The sequence below is a fragment of the Thermovibrio guaymasensis genome (assembly GCF_003633715.1).
GTDB classification, from domain to species: domain Bacteria; phylum Aquificota; class Aquificia; order Desulfurobacteriales; family Desulfurobacteriaceae; genus Thermovibrio; species Thermovibrio guaymasensis.
In genome coordinates, this window is sequence record NZ_RBIE01000001.1 from 503,769 (window position 1) to 522,750 (window position 18,982).

Here is an 18,982-nt window from a genome sequence, read left to right on the forward strand (position 1 = left end):
AATGGAGAGAGAGAAGGCCGATTTAATACTAAATATGGGGCCTCAACACCCTTCAACCCACGGAGTTTTGAGGCTCATTCTTGAACTAAAAGGAGAGAAGATAGTTAACGCCGACACGGTAATCGGTTACGTCCACAGGGGTGTTGAGAAGTTAGCAGAACACAGGAAGTACATGCAGATCCTTCCCGTCTTTGATAGGGTTGACTACGTCTCTGCCAATTCCAACGAACTCGGTTTCGTTCTAGCCGTTGAGAAGTTGCTGGGGATAGAGGACAAAATTCCTCGTAGGGCCCAGTTTTTAAGGGTAATAATGGCTGAACTTACCCGTATCTCCTCCCACCTAATATGGCTTGGGACCCATGCCCTTGAGCTTGGAGCTATGAGCGTTTTCCTCTACGCCTTCAGGGAGAGGGAGAAGATACTTGACCTCTTTGAGGAGATTGCCGGTGGAAGGCTCCATACGGGCTATATGAGGATTGGCGGAGTTGCTGCAGATACGACGGATAGGTTTTTAGATGAGCTCAACCATTTCCTTGAGTTTTTCCCTGAGAAGTTAGACGAGTATGAAACTCTCTTAACTGAAAACAGGATTTGGCTGTCAAGGACTAAGGGAGTAGGGATAATTGATAAGGAGACTGCCATAAACTGGGGGATAACTGGGCCAACTTTAAGGGCTGCAGGTTGCGATTACGACGTTAGGAAGTACTACCCCTACTGCGTTTACGATGAGCTTGACTTTAAGGTTCCTGTCTATACCGGCGGTGACGTTTACGACCGTTACAGGGTTAGGATGGACGAGATGAGAGAATCTCTAAAGATTATAAAGCAGTGCCTTGAGAGGATGCCGGAAGGTCCGGTTCAGATAGAGGATACGACTGTCATCCTTCCTCCTAAAGAGGAAGTTTATAACACTATGGTTGGCCTAATACAGCAGTTTGAACTTGTAATTCACGGTATAACTCCACCTCCAGGTGAGGTCTATGCAGCTGTTGAAGGACCGAGGGGAGAGCTGGGCTACTACATAGTGAGTGATGGTTCAAATAAACCTTACAGGCTGAGGATTAGACCTCCTTCCTTAATAAACATCTCAATACTACCACAGCTCTTAAAGGGTCACTACCTTGCAGACGTTATTTCAATAATTGGAAGTCTTGATCCACTGATGGGAGAGGTTGATAGATGACCTATGAAGAGTTTAGGGAGGAGATTAAGAAGTTAAAGGCTTCAAATAAATACCCGAGCCTAAAATCTTACACTCTACCTTCGCTCTGGATTGCTGAGAAGAACTTTTCAAGGATTGATCCGGAGATCATCAGGATAATCGCTCAGGAACTTGAACTTCCTTTAGTTGAGGTTGAAGAAGCTGCCCGCTTCTATGCAATGTTTCATACTAAGGAGAAGGGAAAGTACGTTATAAGAGTCTGTACGAACCTCTCCTGTATGCTAAACGGTGCTGAGGACATCGTGAGCGAGCTTAAAAGGTTGCTTGGGATAGAGGTTGGCCAAACTACTCCTGACGGTCTCTTTACCCTTGAGGAGTACGAGTGTATGGGCCTCTGTGACGGAGCTCCAGCCTTAACGATTAACGAGGAGAGGTTTTTAAGGGTTAAGAAAGAGGAGCTTCCGCAGATTTTGAAGAAGTTTGGCTGGAAAGGGGAGTAGTTGATGGAAAAGCTTTTGCTCAGGAACGTTGATAAGGAAAACTCCCATACCATAGATGTCTACCTATCGGGCGGCGGGTATCGGGCCTTTAAGAAGGCCCTTAAAGAGATGACCCCAGATGACGTGGTAGAGGAAGTTAAGATAAGCGGACTAAGGGGTCGTGGAGGAGCAGGTTTTCCCACAGGTATGAAGTGGGAGTTTGCGGCTGCAGACGTTAAGGAGCCCAAGTTCTTTGTCTGTAACGCCGATGAAGGGGAACCCTGTACCTTTAAGGATAGGGTAATAATTGAAAAGGATCCCCACGCCCTGATTGAGGGAATGTTAATCGGTGCCTATGCAACAGGGTGCCGCTACGGGTACATCTACATAAGGGGTGAATACCCTATAGGGAGGAAGATTTTAGAGAGGGCAATAGCTGAGGCTTACGAAAGGGGTTTTTTAGGAGAGAACATATTAGGAACTGACTTCTCCTTTGACCTTTACGTTCACAGCGGTGCAGGAGCCTACATCTGCGGTGAAGAAACTGCACTTATTGAGTCGTTGGAGGGGAAGAGGGGAGAGCCAAGGATAAAGCCTCCCTTTCCCGTTAATGCAGGTTACCTGTGGAAACCTACAGTAGTTAACAACGTGGAGACCCTTGCCAACGTTCCTCTAATAATTGAAAGAGGAGGAAAGTGGTACTCCCAGATAGGTTCTCCAGACTGCCCTGGTCCGAAGCTCTTTCCGGTTAGCGGGAAAGTTAAGAGGCCTGGGGTTTATGAGCTTCCTATGGGAACTCCTTTAGAGGAGATAATTTTTGAACATGCCGGAGGGATAGTTAAAGATAGGAAGCTAAAGGCGGTTTTCCCGGGAGGAGCCTCAAGCTCCGTTTTAACCAGTGAGGAGATAAACGTCCCTATGGACTTTCCTTCCCTTGCTAAGGCAGGAACAATGCTCGGTTCAGGGGCAATTATGGTTCTTGATGAGACGGACTGTATAGTTAAGGCTACCCTCAGGCTAACTGAGTTCTTCAGACACGAATCCTGCGGTAAGTGTACTCCCTGCCGTGAGGGAACAGACTGGCTGGTTAGGATTTTAAGGAGGATAGAAGAAGGTAAGGGAAGTGAGGATGACCTTGATGTTATCCTCTCTATCTCTGAGACTATGGAAAACTCTTTCTGCGGTCTTGGAATGGCAGCTCACAACCCAGCTGCCTCAACGGTCCGGAAGTTTAAAGATGAGTACCTTCTGCACGTTAAACTTGGAAGATGCCCCTTTAGGAGTGTCTAATGGAGAGCTTTAAGATAGTTATTGACGGTAAGGAGTGTGAAGCTTTTCCCGGAGAAACCGTTTTAGAGGTTGCTCAGAGGAACGGAATAATAATTCCCGTATTCTGTCACCACAAGGAGCTCCGTCCAGAGGGGGCCTGCAGGGTCTGTCTGGTTGAAGTTGAAGGAGCTCCCCGCCTAGTTACCGCCTGCACTTTAAAGGCTATGCCGAACATGGTCGTTAGGACCAATACTGAGAGGGTCCGCCTTGCAAGGGCTAGAGTTATTGAGATGATTCTGAATAACCATCCCCTTGAGTGTCCCATCTGTGATAAGTCTGGTGAGTGTGAACTTCAGATGACGGGCTTTAGGAACGGTCCTAAGAAGAGTCGCTATAGAGAGCCCCGCCGTGAGAAGGATATAGTGATTCAAGGGCCTTTAATTGAGATAGACAACGATAGGTGCATCCTCTGCCGCCGCTGTATAAGGATGTGTGGCGAGAATATGGGTAACAGGGTCTTGGGAATTTTAAATAGGGGATACAGGGCATACATATCTCCCTTTAATGGAGATTTCCTTGAGAGTGGCTGTGAACACTGTGGAAGTTGTGTAGACGTCTGCCCTGTAGGTTCTCTCCTAGATAGGGCTTTTAAGTACAAGGATAGGCCCTGGAGAATGACTAAGACCTGGACTACCTGTTCCCTCTGCGGTAGCGGGTGTAGGGTTGAAATAGACACTTATCACAAGAAAGTTAAAAGGGCTGTTGGAAGAATAGGAATCAACGAAGGCCACAACAAAGGTTATCTGTGCGTTAGAGGGAAGTGGGGTTGGGATATTATCTACTCTGATAAAAGGTTGAAGGAGCCCCTTTTAAAGGAAGGTGGAGAGCTTAAGAAGATTTCCTTTGACCAAGCTCTAGAGGTTCTAAAGGAAAGAGTTATCGGAAAGAGAGTGAACCTCTTCTTAGAGAGTTCCTTAACTAACGAGGAGCTAGATAGGCTTAAAGCTGTTTTTGGAAATCAGGCTGTTAGTGACTCTTTAGGTTACTTTAACCTCCTAAGGGGAATTGCATCTGTAACGGGAGTTCTTAAAACAGATTCCCTATCTTCAATCTATGACTCAGACGTAATCTTCCTAGTTGGAGATTTTGTGGAGGAAATAACCCCTGTTGTCTCAACCCTTTTAAGGCTTGCCGTTATTCAGAAGGGGAAAAGGTTAATCCGCCTTGGTTCTTTCCCTTCAAAGCTTGATTCGGTCTCTTTCTCCACCCTATCTGTTCCTCAAACGGAGATAGTGGATACTTTGAAACACTTAATATTGGGAACTTTTGATACTTCCTACACGAGCGGTAGTAAGGATATAGACTCCGTTGCCAAAGTTTTAAGGGGTAAAAGGGTAGCTTTCATCCTTGCCGGTTTAACACCTTACTCTGTTGAAGCTGAAGAGATAGGTAAAACTGTTGCTTACCTTGCAGATAGGGCCGGTAACTGTAGTTTAGTTGCCGTTCCGCCAAAAGCCAACTCCTTAGGAGTTATTAATAGCTTTAACCTAAAAAGGCCTAAAGAGCTTGAAGGTGAGGTGAACGTTATAGTTAATGCTGAGTTTGATAGGGACTTCTTCGGCCTTGAACTTCCGGAGGCTGGGTTTACAGTTCTCTTTACTCCTTTCTATACCCACGAAGTTCCTCTTGCAGACCTCGTTATTCCTATTGAACTGGGACTTGAGAAGGGGGGAACTTTTACAGGAATTGAAGGAGAACTTTCCCTTAACACCGACTTGGAAGTTGAAAGTTCCCTAATAGACTTCCTCTCTCAACTTCCCGTTTGTGAGATTGAGAGTGAAGAGAAGGTTGAGATTAAAGTCACTAAAGAGCCGGGAGTAAGGAAGTTGGACAGGAAAGAAGGAGATTTCCTCCTCACAGTCCTACCAAACAGAACCGGTTGGAATTCTGTAAGCTATTACTCTAAAAACGTTGCAAAGGTAGCCGGTGAGAGGACTTTATACCTTAACCCGGATGACTTTAAGGGAGAGTTGGTAGTTTTAAAAACAGAAGGCGGTGAAATTACCGTTAAGTCGGTTAAGGATGAGAGAGTTCCTAAAGGTCATGCTCTCCTTAGGGTAGAGAGGTTTACTAGGGACGTTTCAAACCTCTTAGGGGGGGCTTTCCCATTCTTAACGGGAGTTAAATGTGAAATTTCGGAGGAATAGATGGTTAAAGTAGAGCTTGCGAAGGAGTTCCCACTTTTTGAGAATTTTACGGAGAAGGAACTTCAGGAGATAGCCAACTACCTTGATTATAAGGTCTACCCAAAGGATGAGGTTCTATTTGAGGAAGGAGACCCTGGGGATAAGATATTCTTCATAGTTAAAGGAAGGGTGGGCCTTTACAGGCCTGATCCCTTTGGAAATATGGTGAGGGTTGCCGTTAGTGAGGAGGGGACTCCTCTTGGGGAGCTCTCATTTTTCAGCAACAAACTCCACTCTTCAAAGGGAGTTGCCCTTAAAGAGACTCATGCCCTCATTCTAACTAGAGAAGGGTATGAAAAGTTGAAGGAGGAGGATCCCCAACTTGCCATTAAACTCCTTGAGGAGATAGCAAGGATAATTGCCGAAAGGCTTAAAGAGATGAATAAGAAGTTCGTTGATACTACCTGTTTTATCTGGGGAGGTCCCAAGAAGTGATTGATAACTTCTTAAGCCTTCTTTTCATCGTTCTCTTAATGTTGGTTGCCGTTCCTCCTATAACTTACCTTGAGAGGAAAGTATTAGGTCATATGCAGCAAAGACCCGGCCCTATGGTTGTAGGCCCCCACGGAATACTTCAGCCGATTGCCGATGCAATAAAGCTGATTTTCAAGGAGGACGTTATCCCGAAGGGCTCTGATAAGTTCCTCTTTATAGTTGCTCCCTCCTTTAGCGTTTTTTCAGCTCTCCTTGCTGCAAGCGTTGTTCCTATAGGGTTTATAAATGCCGTTCCGATGAAGTCAGGTTTGCTCTTTGTTATGGCGATGAGTGCGATATCAATCTACGCCCTTTTCCTTGCAGGTTACTCCTCAAACGACAAGTACTCCTTTTTAGCTGGGATGAGAGCTGCTGCTCAGGTTCTAGGGTATGAACTTCCTATGGGATTTGCCCTTATGGCAGCTGTAATCCTATTTGGCTCTTTTGACTTTAACGAGATCGTAAAGTGGCAGCAGTCCCACGGTTGGGGAATTCTCTATCAGCCTATAGCCTTTTTAATCTTTTTAGTTATGATGATTGCCGAGATAGGTAGACCTCCCTTTGACCTTCCTGAAGGTGAAAGTGAGCTGGTTGGTGGTTTCCACACAGAGTACTCTGGAATGAGGTTTGCTGCTTTCTTCTTCGGCGAGTACATAAACATTATCGTTCTATCCTTAGTTGTTTCCCTGCTTTTCTTTGGAGGCTGGAGCGGTCCTTTTGCGAAGGAGTATCCAATTCTAGGGGTTCTCTACCACTTACTTAAGGCTAGTTTCTTCGTATTCTTATCCTTTTGGTTGAGGGCAACTTTTCCTCGTTACAGGTTTGACCAGATGTTAGGCATTATGTGGAAAGTTTTCCTTCCCCTTTCTATACTGAACATCTTTATTGCTGCTGCAGAGGCCTTACTCGTTGGTTAGAAGAGGAGAGAAAATGGGAGTTTTGAAGAAAGTTACCTTTTCAGACCTGTTAAAGGGGATGAAGGTTACGCTTAAGACGATGTTTAAGCCTACTGTGACTGTTCACTACCCTTACGAGAAAGTCCCTCCGAGGGATAGGTTTAGGGGGATACACGCTCTAAAGCTTAACCCTGATGGCTCTTATAGGTGTGAAGCCTGTTTCTTGTGTGCCGAAATGTGTCCGAGCAACGTTATAGACATGGAAATGACCGAGGGGAAGGACGGTAAAAAAGAGCTTGTTGACTTTACTGTAGACTTAACCAGGTGTCTCTTCTGTGGCCTTTGCGTTGAGGCCTGCCCGAGGGACGCTATAGTTATGACCGATATCTACGAATTTTCCCAGTATAGGTTAGAGAAGCTCATTCTTCATAAAGAGGACCTTTTAGAGCTGGGGAAGTACTATCAGGAGTGGGAGAGGAAGAGGAAATGAATGACGTTTTCTTCTACTTATTTGGTTTCCTTTCTGTGGTCTTGGCCCTGTTGGCAGTTACCCAGAGGAACGTTATAAGAGGAGGAGTTTTCCTGCTTGGCTCTTTCGTTTCCCTTGGAGCGGTTTACTTTGCCTCAGGAGCCGAGTTTATAGGAATTGTTCAAGTAATTGTTTACGGTGGGGCTATTATAGTTCTCTACCTCTTTGCCCTTATGACTATGGATTTGAAGAAGATTAGGGAGCAACCTTTAAGTTTAGGATTTGTTTCTCTGGGAGGTTTCCTCTCAGGTATCCTCTTCCTCCTGATTGTTTATGGTCTAGCTAACTTAGGTAGAGTTCCGAAGGTAGAGATTTCAGGGGCAAGGGAGCTTGCATCTCCACTCTTTTACAAGTTCCTACTGCCCTTTGAGGTTATCTCTGTTCTCCTTCTCGTAGCTACCATTGGTGCCGTTGCCGTTGGAAGGAGGGAGAAATGATCGGTTATGTAATACTCAGCGCTCTTTTCTTCTGTATAGGCCTTTTTGGGATTGTTGTAAGGAGGAACGTAATCTCCCTCTTTTTCTCTCTGGAGCTCCTTTTAAACAGTGCAAACGTTCTCTTTGTAGGTTTTTCAAAGGTTCATGGGAATCTTTACGGGGAAATCTTTGTCTTTTTCGTCCTTGCTGTTGCTGCAGCTGAAGCAGCCGTTGGCCTTGCTATAGTAGTTGCCCTCTACAGGTTGAGAGGGAGTGTTAATACTGAAGATTACAGCTCTCTGAGGTGGTAGGGATGGGAATAACGTTCTGGATAGCGGCTTTACCCCTTATCTCTTTCCTAATATCTGGCCTTGGGGTCTTCTTTAAAGTTGGTTCCTTAAAGAGAAAGGGCCACTACTTTGGCCTTGTTACAGTTGGTATCTCCCTCCTTCTATCCACTTACCTCCTCTTTGAAGTTATGGGGGGAAGAGTTATAAGTGAGAACTGGTTTACCTGGCTGGTTTCCGGAGGTCTTTCTGCCTCATTTGGAGGGTACGTTGATTCCTTAACTGCTGTTATGCTTTTTGTCGTTAACTTCGTCTCCTTCTTTGTTCACCTCTACTCTATAGGTTATATGGAAGAAGACCCTGGGTACGATAGGTTTTTTGCCTACTTAGGCCTCTTTACATTTTCAATGCTCGTTTTGGTTCTATCACCGAATTTCCTTCAGCTCTTCTTCGGTTGGGAGGCAGTCGGCCTTTCCTCTTACCTGCTTATCGGTTTCTGGTTTAAAAGGAAGAGGGCCGCCGATGCTGCAATTAAAGCCTTCCTGATGAACAGGGTTGGTGACTTCCTGTTTATTCTTGGATTGGTTTCTATTTTCTGGGTTTTCGGTTCTCTAGAGTTTGATCAGGTCTTCTCTCAGGTTTCAAAGGTTTCTGCAGGGGTTCTCAGTTTGATAGCCCTTCTCCTCCTTGGAGGAGCAGTTGGTAAGTCTGCCCAGTTCCCTCTCCACACCTGGCTTCCTGACGCAATGGAGGGACCTACTCCGATTTCGGCCCTCATCCACGCAGCAACCATGGTCGCTGCTGGAGTCTTTATGGTGGCTAGGTGTTGGCCTATTTACGATGGCAGTAGCGTTCTTGGTGTTGTTGGGATAATTGGGGTAATTACAGCCTTTGGAGCGGCCACCGTAGGTTTGACCCAGTTTGATATAAAGAGGGTTCTTGCGTACTCAACCCTTTCTCAGCTTGGGTACATGTTTGCAGCCTTAGGTGTAGGGGCTTACGTTTTTGCCATGTTTCACCTCTTTACCCATGCCTTCTTTAAAGCCCTTCTCTTCCTTGGTTCTGGAAGCGTAATTCACGCTATGGACGGTGAGCAGGACATAAGGAAGATGGGAGGGCTCTTCAAGTACATGAAAGTTACCGGAACCACTTTCATAATTGGAAGTTTGGCTCTGGTTGGAATTCCTCCCTTTGCCGGCTTTTTCAGTAAGGACAAGATAATCCTTTCAACTTACGCAAACGGTTACCTGTTGTGGTGGCTCTTTTTGACCCTCGGAGCTCTCCTGACTGCCCTCTACATGGGTAGGTTAATCTTCCTCGTCTTCTTCGGGGAAGAGAGGTTCGGCCAAAGGGAGAGAAAGCACCTCCATGAATCTCCCGCTGTTATGACGGTTCCGTTAATTGTCCTCTCCGTCCCTTCCATTTTTGCCGGTTTCCTTGAGGGATGGTTTACTGAGTTTTTGGGAAGGAGCGTTCCCAACCACTTGAGGGAGGTTTCCCACTCTACTGAACTTTCCTTAGTATTCATAACGGTATCCCTTGCCCTTTTGGGCCTCATAGTTGCCGCCCTCTTCTACTACTGGAGGAAGCTATCTCCAGAAGTTATTACGGAAAATCCCCTCGTAAAACCCCTCTACACTGTCGTTTACAACAAGTACTACTTTGATGAAATATACTACTACCTGTTTGTTAGAGGGGTTGGCTTTAGAGTTGGTAGGATTTCTGCCTTCGTTGATAAGTACGTTATAGACGGAATTGTGAACTGCGTTGCCCTCTTCAGCAAGTATTTTGGAGAGGTTTTAAGGCTGAGCCAAACGGGGGTTGTTAACGCCTACGCCCTTTACTTTGCTCTCGGTTTAGTCCTTGTTATAACAATTATCTGGCTGGTTTAGGGGTGGATTGATGGTTAGCTTAATGTTGATTTTGCCTCTTTTTGGAGCTCTCTTAGTTGCCCTCTGTAGGAGTGAGGAGAGGGCTAAGTGGATAGCTTTGGTTACCACAGGTCTCGTCTTAGTCCTTGCCGTTTTACTACTCTTCCAGTTTGACCCTTCTAAGTCCTCCTCCTTCCAGTTTATTGACTACGGCCACTGGTTGCCGAGCCTCTCAATTAAGTACAAGGTTGGAGTTGACGGTCTTAGTTTGGTGATGGTCCTCATGACCGCCCTCTTAACTTTCATAGCCGTTCCCTCTGCCTGGAACTACATTGGTAAGAGGAAGAAGCTCTTCTACGCCCTCCTTCTCCTCTTAGAGACTGCCATGTTAGGGGTTTTCGTTTCCCTTGATCTCCTACTCTTTTACATCTTTTGGGAAGCGATGTTAGTTCCGATGTCCTTGATAATTGGAATTTGGGGAGGGGAGAGGAGAATTTACTCTGCCTTAAAGTTCTTCATATACACCTTTGCAGGAAGTATCTTCCTCCTCGTCGGAATGGTTGTTTTGGTCGTCTTTTACACCTCTTTAACTGGAAACTTCACCTTTGACCTTCAGCACCTCCTAAGCGTAAAACTCCCTCTGGAGCTCCAGAAGTGGCTCTTCTGGGCCTTCTTTATAGCCTTTGCAGTTAAGGTTCCCGTTTTCCCTTTTCATACTTGGCTTCCAGATGCCCACGTTGAGGCTCCAACTCCCGGTAGTGTAATACTTGCCGGAGTTTTACTGAAGATGGGAACCTACGGATTTTTGAGGTTTTCCCTTCCCCTCTTTCCAGAGGCTTACAGGATGTACGCTCCCATAATTTTCGTTTTGGGGGTTATTGCTGTTATCTACACTGCACTTGTAGCCCTTGTTCAGAAGGACCTTAAGAAGGTTATTGCCTACAGTTCTGTTTCCCATATGGGGTTCGTTATGATAGGTCTTTTCTCTCTGACTGTTCAAGGGATAGAGGGAGCCATCTTTCAGATGTTAAGTCACGGTCTAGTTAGTGGGGCCCTCTTCTTCTTGGTAGGAGTTATCTACGAAAGGCTCCATACCAGGGAGATATCAAAGATGGGAGGGTTAGCTGCCCTTGCTCCAAAACTTGCTACCCTTGGTATGCTCTTTACTATGGCAAACGTTGGCCTTCCTGGAACGAGCTCCTTTGTAGGGGAGTTCCTTACAATACTTGGAGGTTATAAGGCTTCGCACCTTACTGCTTACCTTATGGCCCTTGGCGTTATATTTGGAGCTGCTTACATGCTCTATACCTACAGGAACGTCTTCTTCCTTGAGCTGAAGGTTCTCTCCTTTAAAGACCTTGATAGGAGGGAGCTCCTTTCGTTAGGCCTTTTAGCGATTTTAGTGGTTTGGTGGGGCTTTAACCCCGAATTTATAATGAAGTTTCTTCACGTATACACCCATGAGCTTTTAGGGGGCGTTTAAGATGAACTTAAACATTTCTCTCTTTGTTCCTGAGCTTTTTCTAGTTAGCTCTGCTATTCTCTTAATTCTTCTAGACCTATTCTTACCTTCAAGGGGGAAAAACGGCCTCTTTTCCACTATAACTTTTGCCGTTACCTGTGTTGCTGTTGTTCTCGTTGCCCTTTACTCTCCCTTCTCCCCTCAAGAGGCCTTTAACGGCTTTATAAAGAAGGACCTCCTCTCTGCTCTAGCGCAGCTTTTAATACTCTTTACTCTCCTTTTAACCGTTCTGGTCTCTTACGACTACATTGAGAAGTTTCCAACGGGCTACGTCGGGGAGTTTTACTATACGCTTATATTTGCTGCCCTTGGTGGGATGTTGATGGTGGAGGCCAACGAACTTGCCACCCTCTTCGTCTCCCTAGAGGTAATGTCAATTTCAATCTACATCCTTATGGCCTTGTTTAGGGGAGACTACAGGGGTAAGGAGGCGGCTTTAAAGTACTTTATTCTAGGTTCAATCGGAGCAGCGGTTATAGCTTACGGTTTTGCCGTCCTGTACGGAATTACAGGTAGCACTCTCTATCCAGAGGTCTCTTCTAGCTTAAACTCCAACTTCTCTGTGGCTGCCTTAATTGGAATAGCTCTCGTTCTATCTGGTTTCCTCTTTAAAGTCGGTGCTGTTCCCTTTCACGGATGGATGCCGGATGCCTATCACGGAGCTCCAACTCCGGTTACCCTCTTTATGGGAGCTTCAGTTAAAGTTGCCGTCTTTGTTGCCCTTTTAAAGCTCTTTTTCCCGGTATTCCTTCCGGCCTTTGAAAGGTGGGATGAGGCCGTTCTTATCTTCGGTCTAGTTTCAGCCCTGTTTGGGGCCTTTGCAGCTTTGGAACAGGAGAACTTTAAGAGGATGCTTGCCTACTCCTCAATATCCCACGCTGGAGTTATCCTTACTGCCGTTGCAACCCTTCCAGCCCTTGCGGTTTATTCTGTTTTCTTCTACCTTTTTGCCTACACATTTATGACGATTGCAGCCTTTGGAATTATTTCACTTTTAACCGTGAAAGGCTTTAAAGGAGAGAACCTCACAGAGTGGAGGGGTCTCTACGGGAGGAGTCCCTTCTTGGCCCTCCTGTCCGTAGTCATCTTTATGGCACTTGCCGGAATTCCGCCTCTTCTTGGTTTCTGGGCTAAGTTCTACGTTCTTGTTGCCCTAATAAAGGCTGGAAAGGTCCTTCCTGCTGTTATCGTTATGTTGGCAAGCTTAATCTCCCTCGGTTTTTACTTAAAGCCGATAGTCTTTGCCTTTATGAAGGAGGGGAGAGAGGAAGGAGTTCCGGTTGGCTTTTCCTCCTACGTAGCAGTTTTTATATCCTCATTTATACTAATAATTCTGGGGCTTTTCCCCGAAGTTGTTTCTCAAGCCTCTTTGGTTAGTTTAGCCTCTTTTATAAAGGGGACAATGTAGATGGAGGAGCTCTACAGGCAAATTCCGAAAGTTGATAAGTTTTTAAAGGATAAGGACTTAATTGAAATCCTTGACGGTCAACCTGCTTTTTTCCTGAAGAAAGCGGTAAATCAAGTTCTTGGGGAGCTCCGCTCCCAAATAGGCAAAGGAGAGGTTAAAGAGGTTAACTATGAAGAATTAAAGTTGCGGGTAAAAAGGGTACTTAAGGAGCTCCTAAGGCCGAGACTTCACAGGGTAATTAATGCAACGGGAGTAGTCCTTCATACCAACCTTGGAAGGGCTCCCATCGGGAATAAGGTTGCCGAAAACCTAGTTTCTGTAATAACTGGTTACTCTAACTTAGAGTACGACCTTGAAGAAGGAAGGAGGGGGTTAAGGTACAGGAACCTTGAGTGGATTTTGAAGGAACTAACGGGTGCTGAGGACGTTTGTGTAGTTAACAACAACGCCGGAGCAGTTCTTCTAGTTCTCTCTGCCCTTTCAAAGGGTAAGGAAGTCATAGTTTCAAGGGGAGAACTGATAGAGATCGGAGGTTCCTTCAGGATACCCGACGTAATGGCGCAGAGCGGGGCCATTTTAAGGGAGGTTGGAACTACGAACAAGACTCACACTTGGGATTACGAATCTGCTATAAACGAGAATACCGGTCTCCTCTTAAAGGTCCACACCAGTAACTACAAAGTCCTCGGGTTTACCCACTCTGTCTCAACTAAGGAGCTAGTTGAGCTTGGAAGGAAATACGGAATTCCTGTTTATGAAGACCTTGGAAGCGGTAGCTTTATAGATGTTAGGAAACTGGGGCTCTCCTACGAGCCTACAGTTCAGGAAGTTTTAAAGGCTGGAGTGGACGTTGTCTCTTTTAGTGGTGATAAGCTCCTCGGGGGAGCTCAAGCCGGGATAATTCTCGGAAAGAGGGAGTTTATTGAAAAAATAAAGAAGCATCCTCTAAACAGGGCTTTAAGGGTTGATAAGATGACCCTATCCGTCCTTGAAGCTGCTTTAAGGTATTACCTTGATGAGAAGCTTGCCCTAAAGGAAATTCCCGTTTGGAGGTTTCTCTCCCAGAGTAAGGAAGACATCTTTAACAAGGCAAGGGAGCTCGTTAGAGAGCTTAAGCTTAAAGGCTTTAGGGGAAAGGTGAGGATAGTTGAGGATGAGGCTGAAGTTGGAGGGGGAGCTCTTCCTCTTCAAACTCTTTCAACTTACTGTGTTGCAGTTGAGGTTGACGGTTTGTCCCCTCAAGAAATTGATAGGAGGATGAGGAGATGTCAGGTTCCGGTAGTTGGTAGAATAAAAGATAATATCTATCTGGTTGATATGTTGACAGTTTTTGAAAAGGAAATTCCTGAGATAGCTGCAAACTTCCTTAAGATTTTGGAGGAAGAATGAAGAGAATTCTCCCTTTAGTTATTTTGTCTATCCTCCCCGTTGAAGCTTCTCTTTCTCAGGAGAACTTTTCCTACTACATTCTCAATCAGGAGCTTAAGGTCCTCTCTGCTACCGGTGAGGAAACCTCACTTTCAGAGGTTCCAAGGCATACCATCGTTATAACTAGGGAAGAGATAGACCGTTTAGGGGCAAAGAACCTTTTTGAGCTCCTTGATAAACTTCCGGAGTTTTACGTTCGCAGGTCTTTCTTCGGCTTAAGGGCTGTTGGGGCCCTTGGGATTCGCCAGAGTTATTTCTCAGAGAAAGTTCAGGTTCTAATTGATGGAGTATCTACACTTGACCCTTCGAACGGTTCATCTTTCAGCACTAACAATAACTACTCCCTTGATAACGTTAAGCAGGTTGAGATAATCTACGGTCCTATGACCTCCCTTTACGGGTTTAACGCCTCCTTGGCAGTTATAAACCTTGTGACCTACGACTCAGATGATGTTAACTCCGACTTCCGTGTAAGTGGAAGTACAGGTGGCGATGATGACTTTAACTTTATAAAGTCCTTTTCAAAGGGAGGTTTTAAGGGAATCCTATCGGTTAACTACAATCAGTGGAAGACTCCTCACGGCAGTTATAGAGATTCTCTTGGAGTTTCGGGAGTTTACTCTCCTTTCAGCAAACACTCTTCCTTTTACCTTAAGTTGAATCACGAATCGGGGTTCTTCCTTAAGAGTTATGTTGTTGATAGGGACGACCACTTCCCGGTTTCTATGTCTCACCTCTTTTCAGGAGGGGATAGTACCTATGCAGATAGGAGGGCTTTTATTAACCAGCTGGGATTTAGGAGTGAGCTGGGGGGGTGGGGGTTAGAGTTAAAGGGGAACTTAAACTTCTTTTTCCTTGAGAGGGGATATAACCTCTGTCCGAAGAACCATCAGATATGTAGTCTTGTTCCTTACGGTGTCTTAGCAGTTGAAAAAAGGCACGTTAGGGAACCTGGGGTTGGTTTGAAGCTTGATAGAAAGGGCAGTCTTGGGGATTTCTTAACTGGCGTTGACTATTACGAGGTAGATTTATATAAGAGTACAATTTCTGCAACCTTTTTCCCTTCCTCCTTGAGGGAGGTTGCTCCTCAAATTGCAGCAATGGTGGCTGGCTTTCCGGTGGATATGAATTCTATTGTTTCAAAGCTTGATAATTTCCCTAAGAGGGAGCTCCCAAGTAGTGAAAGCCTCTTAATGGAGAAGTCCCGCTACGTATTCTCCCCCTACGTTCAGTACTTCTACTCAAACGGAAACAACTTTTACCTCTTTAACTTAAGGTGGCATAGGACGAATGACGTAGGAAGGGACTTAAGTGCTTCTTTCTCCTACAGGAGGAATTTAACGAGGAACTTAAACTTTAAGCTCAACTTGGGAAGGGCGGTTAGGATACCCTCCTTTGAGGAGATGTACATAAAGAATAACTCGTTCCTCCTAGGAAATCCTAAGCTTGATAGCGAAAAGGAAGACTCTATAATGCCTTCTTTAGAGTATAATGGAGATACCTTCTTCATTTCCGGTTTCCTGTACTATTCACGGTTTCACGACTTTATCTACAAGAGGAGGCTTTCTCCTGTCACCTGGAAGTGGGATAACAGTAACACTACGGTAAAAGTGAGAGGTCTCTCTCTGTCTTTGAAAAAGATTTTAAGTGACTCTTGGGAGTTAAACCTTTCCTTTAATAGGGTTTTTTCCTTAAGTGGAGTGCCTGGAAAAGGAACTTCTTTCCCCCGTAGTAAATTTACAGGAGGGATTACTTACAGTAGAGATCCTCTTAGTTTAAATCTCTCCACAGTTGCCTATTCGCGGGTTTCTTCTACTCCTGGTTTCTACAGAACTGATTTAAATTTACGTTACTCTCTTACAGAAAGGCTATCTTTAATGTTTCAAGTTATTAACCTAACCAATCAGAACTATACTTATCCAGACAACGTTCCAGGAGAAGAAAGAGCCTTATGGTTAGGGTTACATTACTCCTATTAATTTTAATACCTTGTATAGCTTATGCTGGCAAGGAAGAAGTGTGTATTTACAACAGTTATAACGTTCCTCCTGCTTTAAAGCTTAAAAAGAAATTGGAGGAGATTTTAGAAGAGAAAGGATACGATGTTAGTTATATGGCTGACAACTGTGATGTTAAGTTGGTAATAGGAACTCCAGCTCTTATTAGAGTTTTGAAGAAAGAGGATTTTAAGAAACTGATTTATACTTTTGTTCTCTTTCCTGAGGAACTCCATATAATAAGGGAAAATGTTTATGGAATAAGGATTTTTCCTCTTCCTGAAAGGAGCGTAAGAGTTTTTATGAAGGAAAAGGGATTAAATAACATTGAGGTTGCTGTTCCGATTAGCCGTAAAATGCTACCTATAGCTAAGAAATATTTACCTAAAAAGTATTTTAAAATTTTTGTTTTTAAAAAGTCCCCATCTGAAGTTTTTGGTAAGCTTATAAAGTATAAGTACGTTTATATTTTTCCGGATCCTAAAATTTTAAAGGTTGTAAATTTGGTTAATTTAATCTCCTTTGGGAAAGAAAATGGGATACTTTTTTTGACAGGTCTAAAGGATTTAAAGAATTATGATGTTGATTTCGTTCATGGGGTTTCTTATGAAAAGCTTGCCAATGAAATGGTTGAACTTATAGATAAAGAACCTAAGGAAAAGATTCTTCCTTGTCCGGTTGAGGAGTAATGGTATCTTTTAGAAGATATGTATTACAAAGAGTTTTTGTTGTAGGATTTATTCTTTTTACGATAACCGTTTTATTTAGTTACTTTTCGGCTAAAGCTGTGAGGGAAGTTTATTACAAAAACTTAATTTACCTTTCAAATCTTATTGAAACTAACTTTCAAATTTTATTTGATCTTTATAGTAATGAAAGGTTTATTAAATATCAGTTATCGGAAACTGTTTTGAAAATTCCCGAGTTAGAAGGAATTTACATTGAGCATGATGGAAGGAAATTCGTTTTTCCAGATAGACTTCATACTGTTGTAAGGGAGATTAAAAAGGATAATGCTTGTAGTAAATTGTCTTTTTGTAAAGATTTTATTGTTGTCTGTTTGCCTTTTGAAGAAAAGTATGCTTCTGTTTTTGTTGAATCCAAGAAAGAAGGTAGATTTGTTACTATCTTTAATAGAAGTCAAGAAAGAAAATTTGTTTATGATTGGATGGCGAATGTTCTTATTTTAACTTTTGTCTTTACGGGTTTTGGATTTCTCCTTATTTCTTCCATTTGGGGAGAGGTAGGAGAGAACCTTTTTAAATTACATAGGTTAATATCTGTGATTGAAAAGAGCTTATCGGAGGGAAGATTTTTAGTAAATGAAAGAAAGATAGGGAATTTATTAAATAGGTTTTCAATAAAAGAGTTTGAAACTGTTGCTTCTCTTATTTTATATCTTGTAAACCGGGTAAATTCCCTAAATGAGGAAATTGAAAAGTTAGCTATAATGGATCCTCTTACTTCTTTATATAATAGAAATTATTTGAGACTATTTGTTGAGGAAAAATTTCTTCCCCTTTGGAAAAGGAAAAAATTTCCCATTTCAGTTGCAATGCTTGACTTGGATAACTTTAAGAAGATAAATGATACCTATGGTCACCAGAAAGGAGATGAAGTTCTGAGGAAGTGGGCTCAAATAATTAAAAGTGAGTTAAGAAAGGCAGATATTCCTGTTAGGTTTGGTGGTGAAGAAATTTTAATTATCTTTCCCTATTCTAGGAAAGAGGAAGCTTTTAAAGCCCTTGAAAGAATAAGGAAGAAGTTACTCGAAGTGGATTTTGGAATAGGAAGAAGGGTCTCCTTTAGTGGAGGAGTTGTAGGTTATCCAGATGATTTGGACAATATAGATTCCCTTGACGATTTAATTAAAATTGCTGATGAGAGATTATACAAGGCTAAAAGGCTAGGAAAAAATAGAATTGTTTTAAATTAGGGGGGAATTCCCCCTAAATCATTTAATTATTTCATCCTTTATGTCTTCGTATTTCTTATAATCTTCTTCTTTCAAGATAGAGTCAATGAACTTATCTATGTCCTCTTTTTCAAGGAATGTTCCAGTTAGGAGTCTCCCTGTATACTCGTCGTTCTTTATCTCCCAGAACATATAAAAATCAGGGTAAATTTTCTTTATTTCTCTATAAGCAGTCCCATACTTACTGGGCTTTGTAGGATTCTGCTCAAGGAAAAAGTGGTTCGGAGCTACTACAATTCTCCAGAGCTCCACTCCAGTCTTTGTTACTACTTTCTGAAGTCTCAGTTCACGGCTCTCCTTCACTCTCATTTCTTACACCCCTTACACAGGAAGTAGTCGGTTGCACTTTGGGGAACTTCTTCAGCCTTAACAGGGCCAACTTTCTTTGGTTTAACTCTTGGAGGTGGTGGAGTCCTGAGGGCCTCTCTCCTTGCCTCAATTATATCCTTGCAGGTAATATCCCTCGGTATCTTAAGTTTCTGTTTGGGGAAGATAAGGTGAGGGTTCCTAATCTTATCCCTGTTTGCCTTATAGATAAGGGGCCACTGCCAAGGGTCTCCGTAGATGTAGTCCTTAGAAGCAATACCCCATAGGGTATCTCCTTTCTTAACTTTGTAAGTCTTTGGAAGGCTCTGCCACCTTCTGAGCATCTCCTCACAACTTGAGAGCTTACTTTGAGCTTCTCTCTGCAGCTCTGCTAATCTCTGCTGGAGAGCCTCTATCTCAGCGATCTGCTGTCTTAACTTTTGAACCTCAGAGGATAGATCTCCGTACCTCTGTCTTAGTTCCTTCTCCTTAGCCCTTAGGAGTACAAGTTCCTCTTGACACTTCTGGAGTTTTAACTTGAGCTCCTCATTCTCCTTTAAGGCTTCCTTGTAAGCCTTAATTAAACTCTCCGGGTAGAAAGCAAAATCTGGTGGGTAGAGAACGAACTTATCCGTTGGGCTGGGACATCCAGCCTGTGCTACTCCTATTCCAGAAAGGAGGGCTATTGAAAAAGCAGCTATTAGTTTCCTCATCTTA

18 protein-coding genes are annotated in these 18,982 nt (G+C 43.7%); 16 read left to right on the forward strand and 2 right to left on the reverse strand.

What is annotated here, in order from left to right; all coding sequences use genetic code 11:
- The first annotated feature begins 1 nt into the window (after position 1).
- The 16 genes from nuoD to C7457_RS02890 are packed head-to-tail and all read left to right on the forward strand — an operon-like array spanning position 2 to position 17,920.
- Positions 2 to 1,183: an NADH dehydrogenase (quinone) subunit D gene (nuoD, locus tag C7457_RS02815; RefSeq protein WP_121169920.1), complete on the forward strand. Its 1,182-nt coding sequence runs from the start codon at positions 2 to 4 to the stop codon at positions 1,181 to 1,183.
- Positions 1,180 to 1,662, forward strand: a complete 483-nt coding sequence (locus C7457_RS02820) for an NADH-quinone oxidoreductase subunit NuoE family protein (RefSeq protein ID WP_121169921.1) — start codon at positions 1,180 to 1,182, stop codon at positions 1,660 to 1,662. The genes nuoD and C7457_RS02820 overlap by 4 nt, the downstream gene beginning before the upstream one ends.
- A complete protein-coding gene (nuoF, locus tag C7457_RS02825; RefSeq protein WP_170137332.1) occupies positions 1,663 to 2,931 on the forward strand; it encodes an NADH-quinone oxidoreductase subunit NuoF in 1,269 nt (422 codons plus the stop codon).
- Positions 2,931 to 5,117 carry a 2Fe-2S iron-sulfur cluster-binding protein gene (locus tag C7457_RS02830; protein ID WP_121169923.1) on the forward strand — a complete coding sequence of 729 codons (2,187 nt, stop codon included), beginning with the start codon at positions 2,931 to 2,933 and terminating at the stop codon, positions 5,115 to 5,117. The genes nuoF and C7457_RS02830 overlap by 1 nt, the downstream gene beginning before the upstream one ends.
- Positions 5,118 to 5,591, forward strand: a complete 474-nt coding sequence (locus tag C7457_RS02835) for a Crp/Fnr family transcriptional regulator (RefSeq protein WP_121169924.1) — start codon at positions 5,118 to 5,120, stop codon at positions 5,589 to 5,591.
- Entirely contained in the window at positions 5,588 to 6,547 is a 960-nt protein-coding gene (gene nuoH / locus C7457_RS02840; RefSeq protein WP_121169925.1) for an NADH-quinone oxidoreductase subunit NuoH, read from the forward strand. Before C7457_RS02835 ends, nuoH begins: the two co-directional genes overlap by 4 nt.
- A 13-nt stretch (positions 6,548 to 6,560) precedes the next feature.
- On the forward strand, positions 6,561 to 7,016 hold the full coding sequence (gene nuoI / locus C7457_RS02845) for an NADH-quinone oxidoreductase subunit NuoI (RefSeq protein ID WP_121169926.1): 456 nt from the start codon (positions 6,561 to 6,563) through the stop codon (positions 7,014 to 7,016).
- A complete protein-coding gene (locus C7457_RS02850) occupies positions 7,013 to 7,492 on the forward strand; it encodes an NADH-quinone oxidoreductase subunit J family protein (protein WP_121169927.1) in 480 nt (159 codons plus the stop codon). Before nuoI ends, C7457_RS02850 begins: the two co-directional genes overlap by 4 nt.
- On the forward strand, positions 7,489 to 7,782 hold the full coding sequence (gene nuoK, locus C7457_RS02855; protein WP_121169928.1) for an NADH-quinone oxidoreductase subunit NuoK: 294 nt from the start codon (positions 7,489 to 7,491) through the stop codon (positions 7,780 to 7,782). Before C7457_RS02850 ends, nuoK begins: the two co-directional genes overlap by 4 nt.
- Before the next feature lie 2 nt (positions 7,783 to 7,784).
- Positions 7,785 to 9,650, forward strand: a complete 1,866-nt coding sequence (gene nuoL, locus C7457_RS02860) for an NADH-quinone oxidoreductase subunit L (RefSeq protein WP_121169929.1) — start codon at positions 7,785 to 7,787, stop codon at positions 9,648 to 9,650.
- A 10-nt stretch (positions 9,651 to 9,660) separates the two neighbouring features.
- The gene (locus C7457_RS02865; protein WP_121169930.1) at positions 9,661 to 11,112 is read left to right on the forward strand and encodes a complex I subunit 4 family protein; all 1,452 of its coding nucleotides are present in this window, start codon (positions 9,661 to 9,663) and stop codon (positions 11,110 to 11,112) included.
- Position 11,113: 1 nt separating this feature from the next.
- Positions 11,114 to 12,559 carry an NADH-quinone oxidoreductase subunit N gene (locus C7457_RS02870; protein ID WP_121169931.1) on the forward strand — a complete coding sequence of 482 codons (1,446 nt, stop codon included), beginning with the start codon at positions 11,114 to 11,116 and terminating at the stop codon, positions 12,557 to 12,559.
- Complete coding sequence (gene selA / locus C7457_RS02875) at positions 12,560 to 13,948, forward strand: L-seryl-tRNA(Sec) selenium transferase (RefSeq protein WP_121169932.1); 1,389 nt, start codon at positions 12,560 to 12,562, stop codon at positions 13,946 to 13,948. It abuts the gene before it with no gap.
- Entirely contained in the window at positions 13,945 to 15,966 is a 2,022-nt protein-coding gene (locus C7457_RS02880) for a TonB-dependent receptor plug domain-containing protein (protein ID WP_121169933.1), read from the forward strand. The genes selA and C7457_RS02880 overlap by 4 nt, the downstream gene beginning before the upstream one ends.
- Entirely contained in the window at positions 15,939 to 16,673 is a 735-nt protein-coding gene (locus C7457_RS02885) for a hypothetical protein (RefSeq protein WP_121169934.1), read from the forward strand. The genes C7457_RS02880 and C7457_RS02885 overlap by 28 nt, the downstream gene beginning before the upstream one ends.
- Positions 16,673 to 17,920, forward strand: a complete 1,248-nt coding sequence (locus C7457_RS02890; RefSeq protein WP_121169935.1) for a GGDEF domain-containing protein — start codon at positions 16,673 to 16,675, stop codon at positions 17,918 to 17,920. The genes C7457_RS02885 and C7457_RS02890 overlap by 1 nt, the downstream gene beginning before the upstream one ends.
- An 18-nt stretch (positions 17,921 to 17,938) precedes the next feature.
- Here C7457_RS02890 and C7457_RS02895 read toward each other — a convergent pair whose 3' ends face one another.
- A complete protein-coding gene (locus tag C7457_RS02895; protein ID WP_121169936.1) occupies positions 17,939 to 18,268 on the reverse strand; it encodes a DUF7132 family protein in 330 nt (109 codons plus the stop codon).
- Complete coding sequence (locus tag C7457_RS02900) at positions 18,265 to 18,978, reverse strand: LysM peptidoglycan-binding domain-containing protein (protein WP_121169937.1); 714 nt, start codon at positions 18,976 to 18,978, stop codon at positions 18,265 to 18,267. Before C7457_RS02900 ends, C7457_RS02895 begins: the two co-directional genes overlap by 4 nt.
- Between the last annotated feature and the right edge of the window lie 4 nt (positions 18,979 to 18,982).